At 55.5% G+C, this 20,376-nt stretch carries 11 protein-coding genes; 7 read left to right on the forward strand and 4 right to left on the reverse strand.

Going from position 1 to position 20,376, the window contains the following annotated elements; all coding sequences use genetic code 11:
* Position 1: 1 nt before the first annotated feature.
* Complete coding sequence (locus tag VH413_07800) at positions 2 to 625, forward strand: response regulator transcription factor (GenBank protein ID HEX3798588.1); 624 nt, start codon at positions 2 to 4, stop codon at positions 623 to 625.
* A 42-nt stretch (positions 626 to 667) separates the two neighbouring features.
* Here the strand turns inward: VH413_07800 and VH413_07805 are convergent, their stop codons facing one another.
* The 3 genes from VH413_07805 to VH413_07815 all read right to left on the reverse strand — a co-directional run bounded on the left by VH413_07805 (position 668) and on the right by VH413_07815 (position 12,938).
* The gene (locus VH413_07805; GenBank protein ID HEX3798589.1) at positions 668 to 1,495 is read right to left on the reverse strand and encodes a type II secretion system protein; all 828 of its coding nucleotides are present in this window, start codon (positions 1,493 to 1,495) and stop codon (positions 668 to 670) included.
* A gap of 82 nt (positions 1,496 to 1,577) precedes the next feature.
* Entirely contained in the window at positions 1,578 to 2,468 is an 891-nt protein-coding gene (locus VH413_07810; GenBank protein ID HEX3798590.1) for a type II secretion system protein, read from the reverse strand.
* Between the two features lie 201 nt (positions 2,469 to 2,669).
* A complete protein-coding gene (locus VH413_07815) occupies positions 2,670 to 12,938 on the reverse strand; it encodes a Calx-beta domain-containing protein (GenBank protein ID HEX3798591.1) in 10,269 nt (3,422 codons plus the stop codon).
* A gap of 367 nt (positions 12,939 to 13,305) precedes the next feature.
* On the opposite strand from VH413_07815, the gene VH413_07820 reads away from it, so the two are divergent.
* Together VH413_07820 and VH413_07825 are read left to right on the forward strand one after the other, a co-directional pair.
* The gene (locus tag VH413_07820; protein HEX3798592.1) at positions 13,306 to 13,551 is read left to right on the forward strand and encodes a hypothetical protein; all 246 of its coding nucleotides are present in this window, start codon (positions 13,306 to 13,308) and stop codon (positions 13,549 to 13,551) included.
* Positions 13,551 to 14,465 (forward strand): sulfite exporter TauE/SafE family protein, encoded by a 915-nt coding sequence (locus tag VH413_07825; GenBank protein HEX3798593.1) that lies wholly within the window; start codon positions 13,551 to 13,553, stop codon positions 14,463 to 14,465. The genes VH413_07820 and VH413_07825 overlap by 1 nt, the downstream gene beginning before the upstream one ends.
* On the opposite strand, the gene VH413_07830 is transcribed toward VH413_07825, so the two are convergent.
* Positions 14,466 to 15,194, reverse strand: coding sequence for a C4-type zinc ribbon domain-containing protein (locus VH413_07830; GenBank protein ID HEX3798594.1), 729 nt, complete (start codon positions 15,192 to 15,194; stop codon positions 14,466 to 14,468). It abuts the gene before it with no gap.
* A gap of 277 nt (positions 15,195 to 15,471) precedes the next feature.
* Here VH413_07830 and VH413_07835 point away from each other — a divergent pair, with 277 nt between their 5' ends.
* The 4 genes from VH413_07835 (at position 15,472) to hisC (ending at position 20,331) form a co-directional block, all read left to right on the forward strand.
* Complete coding sequence (locus VH413_07835; GenBank protein HEX3798595.1) at positions 15,472 to 16,983, forward strand: trypsin-like peptidase domain-containing protein; 1,512 nt, start codon at positions 15,472 to 15,474, stop codon at positions 16,981 to 16,983.
* A gap of 68 nt (positions 16,984 to 17,051) precedes the next feature.
* Positions 17,052 to 18,125: a phosphate acyltransferase gene (locus VH413_07840; GenBank protein ID HEX3798596.1), complete on the forward strand. Its 1,074-nt coding sequence runs from the start codon at positions 17,052 to 17,054 to the stop codon at positions 18,123 to 18,125.
* Positions 18,126 to 18,134: 9 nt separating this feature from the next.
* On the forward strand, positions 18,135 to 19,229 hold the full coding sequence (locus VH413_07845; protein ID HEX3798597.1) for an AAA family ATPase: 1,095 nt from the start codon (positions 18,135 to 18,137) through the stop codon (positions 19,227 to 19,229).
* 1 nt (position 19,230) lies between these two features.
* Positions 19,231 to 20,331: a histidinol-phosphate transaminase gene (gene hisC, locus VH413_07850; GenBank protein ID HEX3798598.1), complete on the forward strand. Its 1,101-nt coding sequence runs from the start codon at positions 19,231 to 19,233 to the stop codon at positions 20,329 to 20,331.
* The last annotated feature ends 45 nt before the right edge of the window (positions 20,332 to 20,376 follow it).

Here is a 20,376-nt window from a genome sequence, read left to right on the forward strand (position 1 = left end):
TATGATCTCTGTCTCCATCGTTGATGACGAAAAAGAATTGCGGCAATCCATCGCCACCTTCGTGAACGGCGCGCCGGGATTTCGCTGCATCAGCAGTTACAGCACGGCCGAGGCGGCGTTGAAAGGTTTGCCGGCCGACAAACCTGAAGTGGTGTTGATGGACATCAATCTCGGCGGCATGAACGGAATCGAATGCGTGGAAAAATTGACTGCCGAAGTTCCCACGATGCAAATCCTGATGCTGACTGTGTATGAAGACACGGACCAGATTTACAAAGCGCTGACCGCGGGCGCGAGCGGATACCTGTTGAAACGTAGCAGCCCGACCAAGCTCTTGCAGGCGATCCGAGAAGTGCATGCGGGCGGTTCGCCGATGTCGAGTTCAATAGCGCGCAAGGTCGTGGCCTCGTTTCAAAAAGCGAAACGCTCCGATGAAAAACAAACGCATCTGTCGCCGCGCGAGGAGATGGTGCTGGATTGTTTGGCCAAGGGGTTGACCTATAAACAAATTGCCGACCAGTTGGGCATCAGCATTGACACCATTCGCACTTACATCCGGCGCATTTATGAGAAGCTGCATGTGCAATCGCGAACGGAAGCCGTAGCGAAATATTTGCGGTCGTAGATTCCCGGACGGACATTTACTACTAAGCTTGATCGGCATCGGCTATTGCGACCATGCGTGCTGCGCCAGCCACGTAAGATCGGGGCTGATCATGGGGACGTTGTGCGTGATGTCATTGTAAAATCTTGGATCGGTCCAATGATGAACGTCGGAATGACCGTCGGCGTAATTGAATGAAGTGCCGGTATTGTGATAGATGCCGGGAAGGTCGAGCAGTTCCTTGCCCTGGACATCCACGTAGATCGCGCCGTCATTGATGGAAGTGGCCGCCTCGTCAAGCATGACGAAAGTATCGGAGGGATGATTGATCTGCGTGCTCTTGATGTAGGTTCCGTCCACGCCGCCGGGATAATCCATCCAATAGGGTTCATTCTTCGTAACGCCTGGCAATCCCGCGCCGACGTCGTTGCCGATGCCCATGGCGCCATTCATTGAATAACTGCGCACGCGGATCTGTCCTTGTACCTGATAATTATCTGCGGGACATTTGAAAACCTCGGCGCTGGAACCGAGCGACGAGGCCAGCAACGAATAGGCCGGTGACGTGAGGTAAAGGGTATTCGTATTGTCGGACGTCGCGTTTGTCTGGAGGATGCCGGAAATCCAGTTCGGCACGCTGAGATAAAAACTTTGCGGCTTGGATGAAATCCCTTCTCCATTATTGATGACCAAGCGGTCGCCGTTGTCGCTCGAATAGATGACCCACGCAAGGCCAAGTTGGCGGCAGTTGTTGACGCATTGGATCGTTTTGGCCTTGGCCTTGGCGCGGGCGAGCGCGGGCAAAAGCAGACCGGCAAGAATCGCGATGATGGCGATCACGACGAGCAGTTCGATCAGTGTGAAGCCACGCGTGGCATCGCGGCGTTTCACTTGCCTTGGACAAATTAAAAAGGTGTGACTCATGATCGGACTCTCAATTTGATTTTGTCTTTCTATAAAATTTTGCCGCGAATCATTCCTGCGCGGTTGACCATTGTTGTGTGTCCAGGTCGGCGGTGCTGATGGGCTGGTCGGATTGTTGAGTGATGCCGGAGGCGGAATGACATGGCGTGCTCACATCAAAAATGCCGAAGAATTGTCCCCAAGTCAGTTTGCTCGGCAGGGACGGCGCGGAATGGCCGTCCACGTAAACAATGTTTACACGGTTGTTGTGTTTGGCATACGCGCATTGAAGACGGGAATTGCCGGAACTGGTCGCCGGAAGCGTCGGCCCGGCACTGCCGGACCAAAACGTATCCAGCCATGCGGCGTCCGCCGAGCCGCCGGTATTTTGCGGATCATTCGAGCCGCTGACATCGCTGACGGTCACCAGGTCGGAAGGCCGGGAGACGTACGAAGCCTTGAACGGTTTTGCGTTGAGCATGTTTCCCGAACTGTCCACCGCGCCGAACACGCCGCAGTCGTTAAACCCGTAGGAAAGAAATCCGGTGATGCTGGGGTCCTGGATGCCCCCGCTGCCGGGAGTGGCGTAAGTTAAGCCGCGTTTCCGCTTGGGGCAAACCCACGAGAGATTGTTCTTAATATAATTGGCGAGCAAGGGCGCGGGCGTGTTGGCGTTGCTATTGATGCCCGTGCCTTTCCATTCGCCACCGCAACGCAGGCCAAGGGAATTTTTGTAAGGGCCGCCGGAATACCATTCACCCGGTTGCGGGAAAAAATCGGAATTATCACCCGCATACATCAGGGTAGAAAGGCCGATCTGTTTCGTATTGTTGAGGCAGGCAATCGCGAGGCCTTTGTCCTTCGCGCGCGCGAGCGCCGGCAACAGCAGGCCGGCGAGAATGGCAATGATGGCGATGACCACGAGCAGCTCGATCAGCGTGAAGGCATGAGGACGGGCCATAAACCCGCGCTCCCGGCCGGCAAACATTTCACACTTCATCATGATCTTTGTCCTCCAGCAACCGCGCGCAGGTGCGCTCAGGAACTGAGGGTCAATTTAATGTAGCCACTTCGCGCGCCCATACCAAAGTCGCATGAAGTGGTGACAATTTGCGGCAGGAGAAGAGTTTGTGCGGTTATCGCTGTAATGGCGTGGCGATAACTATTGCATCAGCCAAACGGCGCGATAGTAAGCGCCGGAGATATTGGACGGTGGCCACGGCGCGATTTGAGTTAGGCCTGCGCCAAGGGTATTCGTGCGAAGCGGCAACCATTGGCCGGTGGTGAGATTCGTTCGATATTCGATTCGATACGAAGTGTTCGCTGTTCCCGCCAAACGCAGGCCGTTCACCGCATCCAGGGAAAGCTTCGGCGGCAGGACGGTGTAGAACTGGTTCGAGAGAACGGTCAAAGACCCTGGAATTACTTTGATAGTCTGGCCTAACGGCAGGTTCCATCCGGGAATGGACTTGAATTCCACGGCGGCATTGGTAGTGACCACCAGGCGGGTATAATTTGTCGCGCTGCCATAAGTTGAATCGCCCTGCAAACGCCACCCCGCACCCGCTTGCACCGCTGACGGCGGGCCAAGTAATAATTGAAGATAAGCGGGATGAGTCACACTCAAGCCTTCGCCCAAAATGAGAGTGCTGGGTCCCCCGAGGACTCCCCCGCCGGCGTTGTTCGTGGAATCGCCTTCGCTCGCGGCGAGGTTGATGAGGTTCACGACATCCGAATTAATTGCGCGCACGAGCGAAACACTATTGACGCCGCTGCCGAGTGTGCCGAGATAAATTCCGGCGGGGTAATAATAGTTATTGAACTGCACATAGAGTGGCCCACCGCTATTGCCGGGGTAACTCAAAAGCCACGACGCGGTATAGACGTTATTTGACGCCTGAGTCAAAACACTGGCCAGAGGCTGGGTCGAATACATTGTGCCGGGCTGAACCGTCGCGCCGAAAGTCGAACCATCCACCGGATAACCCACGAGCATCTTTAAATTGGAACCCGTCAAATAAGGATTTGGCGATGCATCCGAAGCGAGGTAACCGCCAAAGCCGCCGCGCGCAACCGGCGTGAGAAAATACAAAGCGGCGGCATCGCTCTGGCGGCTTTGCGGACTCGATTGATCCACGGCGAAACCGCCGGTTTCGAGGTCGTTGGTGCGTTGCGTGGCGTAACCGCCCAGCACATACCAACCGCGCGCGGGAATCGGTTCAGGCTCGAAGATGCCCACTTCTTCCTGGAACGACCAATATGCTTGTTCGGTGTAGGAAAGCGTGGCGTCGTTGAAAACCAGATGCGCCGCAGTGAGCACTACCGTTTCGCGCGCGGCGACACCGCTGCCGAAACCGGCGTCGGTTTGAAGCTGGCCGTTAAAACCGAATGGAAAATCCCTGATGTCATTGATGGAACTGCTGATCACCGGGGCGGGCAAAACGGCTCCCGACGGCGGCGAAGATGGCAATGAGTAACTCACCGTGATGGTTTCACCCTGGCCACTGGCGACCTCAACGCCTTCACTGCCGGGCCGCGCATAACCAGCGACCGGCGCGAATTCAATATCGTAAGTATCGGGAACCAGCCCGGAAACCGTCGAACCGGGCGCGCGCCACGCCGTTTCGCCAATGAAGCGCCAGCCATCGCCTGCGGGAGAATTCGGCGAGATGTTGACCGTGATGGAACCCGTGCCATTTGTTGCCGTGCCGCTGAGTCCGGGCAAATATTGATTGGTCGTCGAAACCGAAGCACCGCTGGATACGGCAATCGGCGCAGCCGGCGGAATGACGAGGTAACCCGGCACGCTACGAAATTCAATCGGATAATTTCCGGCGATGAGATTGGCGGCGGTATCTCCGCTGTTACGCCACGCGAGGTCCCACGGAAAACGCCACTGACCATTCGCCTGCGGTGGCGTGAGAAAAACCGTGAGTTGAGCGTTCGCCGCCGGTTGCGCGGTAGGCGCGGCAACGGTGAGGAGCGAATTGGATGCGCCGCCGACATCCGCCTGGTGAATGGTGACGGTGGCTGTCGCCGGCTGGCCAAGCGTGCCCTGGCTCGGACTGAATAATTGCACCTGAAATTGCAAATCGGAGCCGGTCAGAAAATTATCGCGGATGCCGACGGTGATCGTAGCGGAGGATTGGCCATTGTTGAACGCGAGCGGACCTGACGCGATAGTATAACTCCCAGAAAACCCGCTGCCGCCGAACGCGGTGCCATCCGCGGTGGTGTAATTAACCAGGCCGCCCGAGCCGCCCGTGTTCAATACGGTAAGAACGACGGAGCCGCTGTTTTCGTTGACGGAATAATTATTGGTGCTAAATGCGAACACCGGCGGATTGGTCGAAGGCGGATTGACATCCACGATTGTAACCGCTGCGGCTGCCGGCGTGCCAATGGTGCTGCCATCACCGGACGGACTTAATGCGAGATTGAATGTTTTGTTGCCTTGATAAACCGAGCTATAAAAAATCGGGATGGTGATATTTCTGCTGGTGTCGTTTGAAGCGAACGTCAGCGGACCCGCGACCGCTTGATAATTTGAAACTGCGAAAGCCGAGCCGTTGACGGTCGAGAAATTCACCGTGCCGCCAAGGCTGTTCAGGTTTTTTTGCACCGTCACGGTCGCAAAACCGCCGTTCTCAAACACTGAGTAACTCGGGCTGCTCACGGTGAAGACCGGCGCGCCGGGCGGCGGCGGGTTGACGATGAGATTCACCGGCAATGAGAGCGTGGACAAACCGGTGTTTGCGTAGGCAATGGCGGTGACGACGTTCGTGCCGATCGCGGCGTTGGTCCAGGTGAACTGGGAGTTGAACGTGGCGGGTTGTGAATTGGAAATCGCGCCGATCATGGCCGAGCCGGAATAGAAAACCACCTGCGTCACCACGCCGCCGATGTTGGCATCGCCGGCATGAACGAGAATTTCAATCGAGGACTGATAACCGAACGCGGAGTTGTTCGCGGGGCTGGTGATGATGATCGTGGGCGGCTGCGAAGGCGTTGGATTCGTCGAGGCAAAATTCGCGGTGATGGTGAGATTATTATTGAGCGTCACGTTCAATGGATTGCTCGTGCTCGCCACATCACCGCTCCAACCCGTGAATTGCGAACCAGCGGATGGAGCGGCAGTTACTATCACCGCACTCCCCGGCGAATAGTAACTCGCCTGCGGATTACGCGTGATGGTGCCGGGCCCGTTAACGAGCAGATTCAACGTGTAGTTCGTGGCGGTGGCCGGCAGGCCGCCGAAGAGCGCGGCGATAATCGGGTTGGCGTTCGTCACGACGAAATTGAGCGGGCTGAAATTATTGTTCGACGCCGCGCCACTCCATTGGCGGAAGTAACTGGATGCGGTGTTCGGTATCGCCATCAACTGGTTTGTGGAACCGTAGGGATAAAGAGGAAGCACGGGATTGGTTTGGACGATGCCATTGCCCGCAACCGTGACGGTAAGCGAAGTGCCGAAAACCGCCTGCACATTCTTTGAGCCGTTCACGACGAGCGTGAGCGGATTTTGATTGCCCGAAGCATCACCAGCCCAATTCAGGAACGTCCAGCCGGGCGCGCTTGTGGCAGTGAGCGTGACCACGGTGTTGCTAAGGAATATTCCACTTGAAGGCGTGACCACGCCGCCGCCCGCCGAACCGGCGGATAAATTATAACTCGGCAGCACATTGATCGTCACTGGCGCGGCGATGGCGTAGGGGACGATGTCCGGCGAAAAAGCGATCACGCGCACGCGCGCAGAATTTGTCAGCACGAACGGCGCGCTGGTGAAGGTGGAAAAATCCAGCGGGTTCGAGCCATCCAGAGTGTATTCGAATGTTCCGCCGTTGTAGCCATTGGTGAAACTGATCGTGGGTGGCGCGCTGTCGGGAAAATTGAGTTCACTTTCGGGCGCGACGGGCTGGCCGTTCACAAGCACGATCGGCGCGGCGGCGAGAATGGCCGGCCAGAAGGCCGCACCGGGCCCACCATACGCGCCGAGGTCGTTGCGATCGGAACCTTGCGAGGGCGGAAACGCCGCGTCGTTGAACTGCGGCGCCGGATCACCGGCGTCAATGACCGCGGAACTTTCGACGAGATCATAATTGGTATCCGCGAACTGCGGGTCCACATCCAGATTGTTTGTGCCGGGGCCGTAACCGCCACGAATGTCATTGTAGGAAACCACCGGGAGAATCATGCCGGGCACGATCTCGTTGCCGTTGGAATAAACGATGGAATCATGGATGACGCCAGTGAAACCGTTGAAGGCATCGGGAGAATTTTGCGTGAGCGTGCAATTTTCAAAATCGCCTGCCGCAACGCCCGCGCTCGAATAAACCGCGCCGCCAATGGTCGCCGCATTTGCGCTGAAAATACAATTCGTCGCGGTAGTTTGCCCCGTTCCGCCGATCCAGACCGCGCCGCCAAACGTCGCCGCATTCTGCACAAAGACGCAGTTGTTCAACGCGCCTTTGCCCACGGCCAGCGCCCCGCCGAAACCGCCGGGAACCTGGTTGTTTTGGAAATTGCAACCGCTGGCTGCGAGCGCCGCCGCCGCGCTGTCCACATAGATGCCCCCGCCAACCTCAGTCGCGGACTGGCCCGCGCCCACAGCGGCATTCGCCGTCACCGTGCAATTACTCAACGTGAGCAAACCCGATTCGCAATCTATTCCGCCGCCGGTGCTGGTTTCGTTCGTCACGCTCGCGCTCGGCATGATGGCGGTGTTGTTCGATACGAGGCATGACAATAGCGTGACGCCTCCGCCCGCGCTGAACAATCCCCCGCCCTGCACCGCGTAAGCATTTCCGCGCGGAGCAAACGCCGCCGCGTTATTGAGGATACTGCAATTTTGCAGCAGCAACGGCGAATCGGAATAAATGCCGCCGCCCGTGACGCCGGAATTATTATTGATCGTGCAATGATCGAGAACGAACGGCGTGTTTGAAAAACGAATGCCGCCGGCGGTCGAGCCTTCGACGATGCACCACGACATGGCGCTGTTCGTATCCGCCGAAACAAATCGGACGCCTTGCCAGCCAATATTCGGCGCAATCGGCCCGAATGTGATCGGAGCGTTGGACGTGCCCAGTGCGGTCAACAAACCGGTGATCGTAAGACTATACGGCCCGTTGAACAGAACCGAAACGCCCGGCTGAATGACAAGATTGTTCGCGGTGAAATTTTGCGAAATGACGTACGGCGAATTGGCGGCGGAGAAAGTGGAATTCAGACTTGGTTGCGTAACAAGCGTGCCGGTCACCGAGACATTGGCGACGCCACTTGTAGCCGTGCCGTAAATATTCGTGACGATCAAATCATACGCGCCAGTGAAAGAACTGCTGAGATTCGATAATTGCAAAGTAGCATTCGTGGCTTCCGGCAATGTGGCTCCATTAAAGCGCCACTGAAAATTCATGGGCGGCGCGCCCGTGAATCCTGGAGATAATGTGATAGTTGTGCCTGACACTGCGGCTTGTGATTGCGGAGATGTTTGAAAAATGGGATTGGCGGGAACGCCTTTGCGGATCGTGCTGTTATTATAGTCGGCCACATAAAGATCCCCGAAATTATCCACAGTGATGGCTTGCGGTGACGCAAATAGCGCAGCCTGGCCAATGCCATCGGCGCTATTCCCAGCGACTGTGGCCTTCCCGGCGATTGTCATCACGATTCCATCCGCGCCGATTTTTCGGACATTGTTATTATTTTCATCCACGACAAACACGTTGCCGCTTTTGTCCGCGGTTAGTCCGGTGGGCTCGCCAAATCGGGCAGTGGCCAAGGGGCCATCCACATTATCAATAATGCGCGACAAGCCGGTCAGCGTTGTAACTACCCCGCCGGGAGCCACTTTGCGAATATTCGCGTTCAATACGTCGGCGATATATAGATTACCCCCGGCGTCTATCGCCACACTTTGAGGGCCGTTGAATAAAGCAGCCGCGCCGACGCCATCTGTGGAGCCCCGTTCACTATTCAGGCCGGCAATCGTTGTTACAATACCGCCTGACGTTACCTGCCTCACGGTTTCTCCATAAGAATCCGTGACAAAAACGGTTCCGTTAGTATCGGTCGCGATACCGGTCGGATAATAAAAGGCTGCCTGATTTCCGGCTCCGTCCATTTCAAATGCGCCGCCAGCCTGTCCGGCCAAGGTGGTTACGTTTGCGGACGGTGAGATTTTCCGAATAAGATCGTTCCCATATTCAGCAACGTAAATATTGCCAGCGGTGTCCATTGACAAGTTATATGGCGTATTGAACGTGGCGTTAGTACCGACACCATCTGAACTACCAAGTTTACCTGGCGTGCCTGCAAACGTGGTTACTACGCCGGCAGAAGAAATTTTACGGATCGTCGCATTTCCAGTGTCTGATACGTATACATTCCCTGAACTGTCTACGGCCACGCCTTCAGGCCGATTGAAACGCGCCGAGCTGCCCATGCCATCGGCAATGCCAGTCACTCCGGGAGAACCCGCCAGCGTAGTGAAATAATAGGGTATTTCAATAGTTGGCGTGACATTGGAACTGGTCACCGCGCCAAGCGCATTGCTGATAGTAACATAATATGTTCCGGCGTTAACTGGTTGAAGCGAATTGATGGCATAACTGGAGTTAGTCGCACCGTTGATGGCAACGCCATTTTGATACCATTGATAAAACAACGGCGCCTGGCCAATCGCCGTTACCGTAAAACTGCCGCTATAAGTCGCGGTTTCAGTAAACGGCTGCGGCTGAGTTAGAATCACCGGCGACGAATTGGCCGGCACACCGGCGCGAACGGTATAATTAAAATAATCAGCCACATAGATTTTGCCGGAGCCATCCACCACAAGGCTAAAAGGAAAATGGAAACGCGCATTAATGCCGGTGCCATCATTGGTTCCACCCGGCTGGTTCATGGTTCCTGCGACGGTCGTCACCAGACCATTAGTGGAAATTTTGCGGATAGTATTGCCCCCTGTTTCGCACACATAAATATTTCCGGCGCGGTCAAGGGCGATGCCATTGGGCTGTGTGAACCGCGCCACACTGGCCGGGCCGTCCACGTCCCTGCTATCCCGGCTTCGCCCGGCAATCGTCGTTACCACGCCTGACGGTGTGACTTTGCGTATAGCGCAGCCCCCGTCCGCGACGTACAGGTTGCCGCTGGAGTCTTCCGCGAAACCTGCTGGGCCGAGGAATTCAGCGCTCGTTCCCACTCCATCAATCTCTTGACCGTTTCCACTGGAAGACGGTTCCCCCGTAAAGGTAGTTTTTGTCCCGTCTGGCGCCACTTTTTCTATGTAACTCAATGCATCATCTCCCACATAGAAGTCACCCTGACCATCGAGGGCCAGCGGTTGGGGAAATCCACCATTGAATTGAGTGATGGTGCTGACCGTCCCGCCTGGGGTGACTTTTATTAGCGCGCTGATGGTGGCCTGCGCGGTCATATAAATATTAGTCATGCTATCCAATGTTAAACCATAGGGTATGCCTGGAATTGCGGCGGTGATGGTGCTGACCATGCCGCCCGGCGCCACTTTTCTGAGGGCGTGTACCGCCAAATCTCCCACATAAAGATTGCTGGCGGCATCCAGCCCCAAAGCCGTCGTTTCGGAAAATCTTGCCACTAAGCTATTGCCGTCATTCGTTCCGCTTTGGCCGGGAGAACCGACGTAGGTAACGAACGTGTAAGGATTTTCCACGGTCAGTAAGGCGTTGGAACTGAGAATCGAACCAGTCGCATTTGCGACGAGCACTGAATAATTCCCCGCATCGGTCATTTGCAAATTGGTGATTGAGTAAGTCGAATTGGTCGCGCCCGGAATGAGATTTCCATTTTGATACCATTGATACGTCGCGGCGGAATCGCTGGCGGCGAGGACACTAAAATTTGCGCCGTAAGTTGCCGACTCGGTGAAAGGCAGTGGCTGAATAATAATCGCCGGCGCAGACTGCGCCGGAACACCGACGCGGATCGTATTGTTGAAAGAATCCGCGACGTAAATTCTTCCGGCATTGTCCACAGCGATGCCGAACGGCAAATTAAACCGGGCCGAGATGCCTGAACCGTCGTTTGTGCCCAAACCGCCGACCAGACCACCAATCGTGGTCACAATACCCGCAGGTGTGATTTTACGGATGACGCTGTTCTCGGTATCGGCGACATACACATTGCCCGCATTATCCACCGTCAGCGCCATGGGATTATTGAATTGCGCCGCGTTGCCCGTGCCGTCCGCGCTGCCCGCGTGACCGACGGATCCAGCAAGCCGCGTGGGAACACCCAGGGCATTTATGAGAATCGTATTATCGAACGGGTCCGCGACGTAGAGGCTGCCGTTGGTATCGAACGCCAGGCTGTACGGAACATCAAAGGCATTGGGAACGGTCGTAACCACTCCGCTTTGCGTGACTTCGCGGATAATATTATTGCCGCTATCGGCGACATAAACATTTCCATTGGTATCCACACCCACGCCGGTAGGCATGCCGAACCGCGCGTCAGAACCAGTGCCGTCTTCGCGCCCGCTCGTGCCGGGCTTTCCGGCCAAAGTCACGGTCGTGCCGTCGGGACTTATTTTACGAATCGTGAAATTACCGTTATCAGCGACATAAACATTTCCCGCGCGATCCACGACCACATCGGTTGGACGGTCGAAGTAAGCTCCTATGCCGATGCCATCCCCACTCGAACTCTGCCCCAATGCCCCGGCAAGCGTCGTAACGATGCCCGACGGGGTAATTTTACGGATGGCGTCATTAATTTCATCCGTGACGTAAATATTTCCTTGCCCGTCAACTGCCAGTCCCGCCGGAAAATTAAACAGCGCAGAATTCGCGTAACCATCCAGGCCTCCCACTCGGCCCGGAATGCCGGCAAGCGTCGCGAAGGTGTAAGGTTGGGTGACAGTGACTGACACATTTGAACTCACCACCGTCGTGGTGGCGTTGGTGATGCGAACGAAATAATTTCCGGTGTTATTCGTATGAAGCGCCGCGATGGAATAGCTGGAACTGGTCGCGCCAGGAATGGCCGCGCCGTTGTAAAACCATTGATAGTACAATGGCATTTGTCCGCTGGCATTCACATTGAAGCTTACCGGATAGCCGGCGGATTCAGTGATATTCACCGGCTGCAATGAAATGACGGGCGGTGATGCGGCGACGAAATTTGCAGTGATCGTTTCGTTCGAATTGACGATGACTGGCAGAGGATTTTGCGATCCGGTCGCCGCCCCACTCCAATTCAGAAAAACATAACCCGGCGCGGGCAATGCCGTGATAAGCGTCGCTTGTCCGTTCGTATAATACTCCGGCGGCGTGCTGTTGCTGACGATGCCCGAACCGTTCGCGAGCAAGGTGAGCAGCAAACCATTGGTGGGCGCCGCGCCAAAAACCGCCGTGATCACTTTGCTGGAATTCATCATGACCATCAGCGGATTGTCCGTGCCGCTGGCGTCACCACTCCAGCCGATGAAACCATTTCCCGACGACGCCGTGGCCGTGACCGAGACCGCGGTGTTAAGCGGAAAATAATTCGATGATGGCGTGGCCTGCACCGCGCCGGGTCCGCTGGCGATCAATGCGAGCGAAACATCGGAGTTGGTGAGTGAATTAAAAAATGCGGAACAATTAATACCCGAGTTCGTGATGGTGATGTTGATCGGGCTGATAGCGCCAAAGCTGGAATTCACCCAGTGGAAAAAATATTTCCCCGCGCCTGGCACGGCGGCGACGCTCACGACCGTTCCATAGGCGTACACGCCGCCGGAGGGGATGCCTTGCACCGAGCCGGTGTCGGCGGGTATGGCGGACATGGAGACCGACGTGACGAACACGGCTTTGACGGTGGTAGCGTTCGTGATGACGATTTGAAGGTTTGTATCGGTTCCGCTTGCGTCGCCGCTCCAGTTGGAAAATGCCCAACCCGGCGCGGGATTCGCTTTAAGGGTGACTGCCGTGTTGCTCGCGTAGATGCCGCCGGGCGGAGAGAAGGACACCGTGCCGCCGCCGGGGGTGGCGTCGGACAGCGAATACGCGGGAACGAATTGAATGGAGCCATCCAAAATCGGCGTAGATTCGTCGAATGAAGCATCGGTAGCGAAAGCCTGGATGTGAATGGAATTCGACGTCGTGAACGGACCTGAATAAATCGGCGAATCGATTTCCACGCCGCTGCCGTTCGTCGTGTAATAAATTATCGCGTTGGAAATACTGCTGCTGAGAGATACGAATGCATTGGTGCCGAAAGGAAAAAAGAATTGGTTATTTGCGTTGGTTTGGCCGTTGACGGTCAGGGTAATGGAAGGCGTTTGCGCGAACAGATTTTGCGGAGAACCGATGATTGCCAAGGCGATAAAAAGCAGGATTCCGAGGGCAGCGATAAACCCGCGGGTTCCCGGAATGCTTAAACTATCAGCCGTGCCTTTTACCCGCGTCATGATGAGAAAATTAAACTGCCATTCGGTTATCAGCCGCACCCTGTAAAAGCAAGGAAATAATGCCCCGCAAAGGCGTGTTCGGAAGCGGCGATCGCTGGTTTCTCCGATTATAATGTTAGGATGAACGGTCATGCTGAATTTTGGATCGGCTGCTAAGAAGCGGTACGCGAGCACCGGACGACTTCTGACAAAATTCAAGAAAATAAATGCCTCCGAGTCGCTCGTGTAAAAAAGGACAGCGCGAACTGCTCCAAAATGGCAGTGCTGAAGTACCGTTCTGCTGAGCGTGGTGTCACAAGATGCGCCTGATAAAAACATATCTGCGCAAGTGACTTGCACCCAAAAGAATTTACGTCAATCTAGCCGGGTGAAAAGCGTTGCTAAAAAAGTCTTTCGGTCATTCACCCTTGAGTTGCCGATTTATGCCGCGCTGGCCATCGCCTATGTGGTGTTGGTTCTGCATTATCTTGGACACTGGCTCTTCCAACTGTTCAAGGACGAGCGGGACTTATATGCCATCGTCGCGCTGACTTTGATCGTCGGGCAGGGATATGTTCTCGAATTGGTTACGCGCGGGCTCTTCGGGATCATCCGGGGGAAGAAGGAGAAGTAATGGAATTTCAGATCTCAGGAACCCACATCAATCCAGCGTGGCTCATCATGGTGGGTTTTGTGGTGGGAGTTTTCGGCGGGTTCTTCGGCGTTGGCGGAAGCTTTTTAGCCGGCCCGGCGTTGTTTGGTTTTGGCGTGCCGATGAATTTTGTGGTTGGGACGGACCTCGCGCATATCGTGGGAAAATCCATCGTCGCCGCGCGGCGCCACAATACCCTCGGCAATATTGATTTCAAACTCGGCGGCTTCATGATCATTGGAACCATTGTCGGCGTGGAAGGCGGCGCACAGTTGATTCAATACCTCAAGAAGACCGCGCATATTGACCTGGTCGTGGGCGTCAGTTTTATCTGCATCCTCGTCGGCATTTCCAGTTTCATGGCGTGGGAAAGCTGGAAGACGGTGAAGATGCGCGCGGGACAAAAAATCAGTTCACATAGCAAACACGACAAATCCGCATTTCATCACGTCGCAAAATGGGTGCAACGCTTCGGACCGCCTCCCTATATCAATTTGCCGGTGTCCGGCATCCAGCGCATTTCGATCTGGTCCATCATTATTATTTCGCTGATCGGCGGATTCTTCAGCGGATTTCTCGGCGGCGGCGCGGGCTATATCCGCATGCCTTCAATGATTTATTTGCTGGGAATTCCAACGCATGTGGCCGTCGGCACGGACTTATTTGAAATTATTATTTCGGCAAGCTACGGCACTTTCACGCATGCGCTGAAAGGCAACGTGGACATTCTCATCGCCCTGGTGATGCACACGGGTGCGGCGATTGGCGCGCAAATCGGCGCGACGTTGACGCAATATTTTAACGGTGTGCGCATCCGCATCGCGTTCATTCCGCTGCCGTTGATCGGCGCGGTGATCATTCTCCACGGCCTGCTGACCGGGCATCCGGCGAAATAATCAATCCGCAATCGCGAGATCCATGTCGCGTGTGTAGTAAAGAATACGCCCGCAATTAATACACGTCACGATGTCTTCTTCCGCCCGGCACGAAACAATGACCTGCGTGGGCAACTTCATGTGACAACCACCGCATACGCCATGTTGCACGCCAACGACCACATTCGAGCCTTTGTTCTTAAGCAACCGCTCGTAACGCGAACGCGCGGATTCATCCACGGCACTGGCTAATTGCTCGCGGTTCTTTTCCAGTTCCGCCAATTCCTTTTTTAAATTTTCCTCGCGCGCCAGCAGGTTCGCCACCTGGCCATCCATCAATTTCTTCGCTTCGTTCGCGCCCTGAGTGGCAGCGATGACATCCTTCTGGGCAAGCTCGGCTTTTTCCATCAACTCAATCTGTTGATCATCCAGCTTTACAATGACCTGTTTGCACAGTTCGATTTCGTGCGCGAGCGCGCGGTATTCTTCGTTTTTCTTCGTCTGAAATTGTTGCAGGCCGTATTTTTCGATCTGGGTTTTCTTGGCATCCACGTCGAGTTCCAGTTTCTTGCGGTCAGACTCGATTTGTTTGACGCGCAGTTTGGCGGCGTCCAGAGCCGACTGGGCGCCGGACGATTTGGACACGAGCATTTCGCGTTCGGGAGCAACGCGGGCCAGTTCGTCGCGCATGCGCAGGATTTGACGGTCGCGGTCCTGAAGGATCAGCAGCTTTTCGATGGTTTCAAGCATGTCAGTATGTTCGATTTACCTGATGTTAATGGTCACACGCCCTCGCGTCAATCCGCGTATCCATTTCCAGCATGACTTCCGCCGCCACAGCGCGCAAGCGTTATACTTACGGCGGCAGGTGTGCTATATAATAGGAAATGTCCGTCCGATCGCCAACCCGGTTCGCTAAAAAATCGCTTGTCACGCGAGACTTAACCACCACAATAAATTTCGCCGATGGCAAAGCGAATCGTTCAGATCGTCTTTTCAATCGGGACTCACAATCCATTTGCCAATTATGAATATCTCCAAGTTTTGCCTGATTTCCCTGGCCGCAGCCATGACCATCGCGCCGCCTCGCGTGCATGCGCGCGCGGAAGTTGCGGCCGCCCGGCCTACTGCCGCGCTCGACCTGGCGCGTCAGCTTAACCAGGCTTTCGTGCAAGTGGCCGAGGACGTTTCTCCAGCGGTCGTGGTCATCACCGTCACGCAAAAACCTTCCGCCAATCCGCACGCGGACGACGGCAGCGATGACAGTGACGATCCCTTTGAACAATTTCGCCGTTACTTTCAGCGCCAGCGCCAGCCGCAATCGCAGGAACGCAGCGTCGGCCAGGGCTCCGGCATCATCATCAGCGCGGATGGCTATATCCTGACCAACCGCCACGTCGTGGAGGATGCAGAAAAAATCGAAGTGCGCTTGAAAGATGGTCGCACTTACTCTGCCAAGGTGCGCGGCGTGGATGCGCCGGCGGACGTGGCCGTCATCAAGATTGACGCCAAGGGCTTGACCGTGGCGAAGCTAGCGGATTCCGACAAGACGCGCGTGGGGGAATTTGCCATCGCCATCGGCGCGCCGTTCGCGCTGGATTATAGCGTGACGTTTGGCCATGTGAGCGCGAAGGATCGCTCGAATATTTTCAGTGACGAAAGTGGTTCGGGCATGCAGGACCAGAATTTCATCCAGACGGATGCCAACATCAATCCCGGCAATAGCGGTGGCCCGTTGGTGAATATTGACGGCGAAGTCATCGGCATCAATACTTTGATTCGCGGTTTGCATACCGGCATCGGTTTTGCGATTCCCATCAATCTTGCCAAACAAGTGGCGGACCAGCTTATTTCGGACGGAAAATATCATCGCTCATGGCTGGGAATTAGCATCCGCTCGCTCAAGGAAGATGATAAATTTCGCGAATGGATGGATGGCTTGCAGGACGGTGTGATCGTCGAGGAAATCATTCCTGACGGGCCGGCGGCGAAATCCAGGTTGCGCGCGGCGGATGTCATCACGGCGGTGGATGGAAAAAAGGTCACGACCTCGCAGCAGTTGAAAGATGAGATTCGCGTGAAGAAAATCGGGCAGGACGTAACCCTGGATGTTTATCGCAAACCGTACGAAGGCGGCAAGCCCGTTAAGATCATCGTCAAGCCCGGTGAATTTGTCGAACCCACCGACATCGCGGCAGAGGAGCCGCAAGCGCCCGACAGCAGCGGCAGTCATAATGCCTTGGGCGTAGCCGTCCGCGCGCTGACGCCGGAATTGGCCAAGCGCTTCAATCTCGACCTATCGCACCTCACGGAATTGAAGGTCGGCGTGGTCGTCACTTTTGTGGATCAATCCGGTCTTGCGGCCCAAAGCGGCATCGAACAGGGTGACATCATCACTTCGATTGACGATCATCCGACGACGACAGTGCGCCAGTTCCGCGAAGCGGTGCGAAATGTGAACACACAGAAGGGCGCGATGGTGCATCTCATCATTGACGGTTCGGAAAAGTTTGAGATTTTGAAAGAAGGCGCCGAGTAATGCTTTGATAAATTTGGGCAACAGTTAAGCCGCACTTTTCTTTCGAGGTTTGATTTGCAGTTTGCGCGATGGTCGGTTACTTAACTGCCATGCGTTTCATCGGCAGTGTGATCGAGAAGTTGCAGCGGCATCCGAAGCGGATTGTCTTTCCCGAAGGCACGGAACCGCGCGTGTTGCAGGCGGCGCGGCAATTCCATTCGTTGCGGCTTGGTGTACCCATTCTTTTGGGCAACCGCACCAAAATCAAAGAGGCGGCGCAGAGCCTTAATGTGTCGCTCGAAGGCGTGCGCATCATCAATCCCGCCGAGAGTGAAGACCTGGATGCTTTTTCCCGGCGCTTTGAATCGTTGCGCCGCTTCAAAGGGCTCAAATCTCAAGAAGCGCGCGAAGCGATGCTGCTGCCGAATTATTACGGCGCCATGATGGTGGCGATGCATCAGGCGGACGGCCTCGTGTCCGGCACGAACCAAATCACCGGCAGCGTCCTGCGGCCATTGTTCCAGATCATCAAGGTCGCGCCGACGATTGCCACCGCTTCCAGTTGCATGGTGATGGAAGTCGAGGACACCCGCTTCGGCGAAAACGGTTGTTTGTTCATGGCGGATTGCGGCGTCATTCCTGAACCCACGGTGGACCAACTGGCTGACATCGCCGTTTCCACGGCGCAGTTGGCGCGGCAAATTTTGGGCACTCGTCCGCGCGTGGCGTTGCTTTCGTTTTCAACCAAAGGCAGCGCAACGCATCCGTCCATCGGGCGCGTGCAGGCAGCGACGGCGCTGGCGGTGCAAAAAGCCGCGACGCATAAAGTCGAAGCGGATTTCGACGGCGAACTTCAGGTGGACGCCGCTTTGGTGCCGGAAATCGCGTGCCGGAAATTGCCGGACAGCAAAGTCGCAGGCCAGGCCACGGTGTTGATTTTTCCCGATCTCAACTCGGGAAATATCGCGAGTAAATTAATCCAACATGTCGCGCGGGCGAATGCTTACGGGCAGATTTTGCTGGGATTGGACCGCCCGGCAGCGGACGTTTCGCGCGGCTCGAATGCCCATGATATTTTGGGTGTTTCCGCAATCGTGGGACTCCAGGCGATTGAATACGCCAAGCTCTATCCGGGCGCGGGCTCGAATCTTCCGGGCGAATAATCCCAGCACATGAACGCCACCACGCCACGGGTTTTCATCGCCGCCACGCGGCAGAATGACGGCAAGACAACGACGTCGCTGGGGATGATCGCGGCGTTGCAAAAATTTTATCCGCGCATCGGCTACATCAAACCGGTCGGCCAGCGCTTCGTGGAGATCGAGGAGCAAAAAATTGATGAAGACACGGTGCTCATGGACAGCGTGTTTCGGCTGAATTGCCCGCTCGTGGACATGAGCCCCATCGCGGTCGAGCCGGATTTCACGAAAAAATATTTGCAGTCGGCCAACAACGAAGCGTTGGTAAAAAAAATTCAAAAGGCCTTCGACCGCGTCGCATGGGAAAAGGATTTTGTCTTGTGCGAAGGCTCGGGGCACGCCGGCGTGGGCTCCGTCTTTGATTTGTCGAACGCGCAGGTGGCAAAAACCCTGGGCGCAAAAGTGATCATCGTGACGCAGGGAGGAATTGGCCGGCCGATTGATGAAGTTTGCCTGAACCAGGCGTTGTTTGAAAAGGAAGGCATCGAAATCATCGGTGTGATCATCAATAAAGTGCTCAATGACAAATTGGATTTTATTGCCGATTTCGCGCGGCGCGGCCTCAAGCGAAAAGGCTTGGACCTGCTGGGCGTATTGCCGCATGAGGAAGTACTTTCGAGCCCGACGGTGGATTTGATTCGCGAAGAACTGAATGCCACGATGCTCAATGTCAGCGGCGATTTGCAAAATCTTGTCGAAGACGTGGCGGTGGGCGCGATGGGCGCGCACAATGCGCTACATCTCTTCAAGCCAGGTGTGTTGCTGATCACACCGGGCGACCGCGAAGATATTATTCTCGCCGCGCGCGCGAGTTTGGAAGGTCAGAAAGGCCCGATGATGGCGGGAATCGTTCTGACTGGAAATCTGAAACCCAGCGCGAGTGTGTTGAAACAAATTCGCGCGATGCCGATTCCCGTTTTGCTCGCGGAGAAGGACAGTTATCACGTGGCTTCGCGGGTGCATGACTTGACCGTCAAAACGCGGCCCGGTGACGCGCAAAAAATCACGCTCATCCGCGACCTCATCGCGAAACACGTGGACGTGCAACGCATCTTGACCAAACTTTAAAATGTCTTCTCCCCTGCCCCTCAATCCGGCGCTGGAAAATGTGCCCGTGTATCAACCCGGCCGCCCCATCGAAGAAGTGGCGCGCGAACTCGGATTGCCCGCCAGCGACATCATCAAACTCGCGTCGAACGAAAATCCGCTGGGCCCTTCGCCTGCCGCGCTGGCCGCGATGCAAAAGGCCATCGCGCAGTTGCACCTTTACCCGGATGGAAATGCGTTTTACCTGAAACAAAAGCTGGCGGAAAAATTGGGACTCAACACCTCGAACTTGATTCTCGGCAACGGCTCGAATGAGATCATCGAATTTGTCGGACACGCGATGCTTGCGCCTGGCGCGGAGGTGATCGTATCGCAATATTGTTTTGCCGTTTATCCGATCGTCACCCGGATCTTTGGCGCAAATCTGGTTGAAATTCCGGCACGCGACTATGGACACGATCTGCCGGCGATGCTCGCGGCCATCACGCCCAAGACAAAAGTTATTTTTGTCGCGAACCCGAATAACCCCACCGGCACGCTGGCATCGCGCGCGGACATCCTGCGGTTGATCGAACAAGTCCCGCAAAATATTTTGCTCGCGATGGATGAGGCTTACATTGAATTTTTGGACGAGCCGCTGGATTTACTACCCCTGATCCGTTCCGGCAAACATCCGAATTTGCTGCTCATGCGGACATTCTCGAAAATTTATGGCTTGGCTGGTTTGCGGCTTGGCTACGGAATCGCCCAGCCGGAATTGATCGCCGCGCTGGAAAAAATCCGCCAGCCTTTCAACATCAATTCCGTCGCCCAGGCTGGCGCGCTGGCGGCGCTGGACGATACGGCGCATGTGGAGAAAACACGGACTAACAATTCGGAAGGACTGAAATTTATAGCCACAGCCTTACAGCAAATGCGATTGGAGATCATTCCGTCGTCCGCGAATTTCATTCTCGCGCGCGTCGGCGAGGGAGTGAAGGTTTTTAATGAATTGCAGAAGCTGGGGGTCATTGTGAGGCCGCTGGCGGGGTATCAGTTGCCGGAGTGGATTCGCATCTCCATCGGCAGCGCGCAGGAAAACGCACGTTGCGTGATGGCGTTGAAAAAAATTTTGCGAACTTAATATCTGCCTTGGTTTGTCTCGAACTGCGACCCGCCCACATTGACA

It is taken from the genome of Verrucomicrobiia bacterium, assembly GCA_036268055.1.
Lineage (GTDB): Bacteria > Verrucomicrobiota > Verrucomicrobiia > Limisphaerales > Pedosphaeraceae > DATAUW01.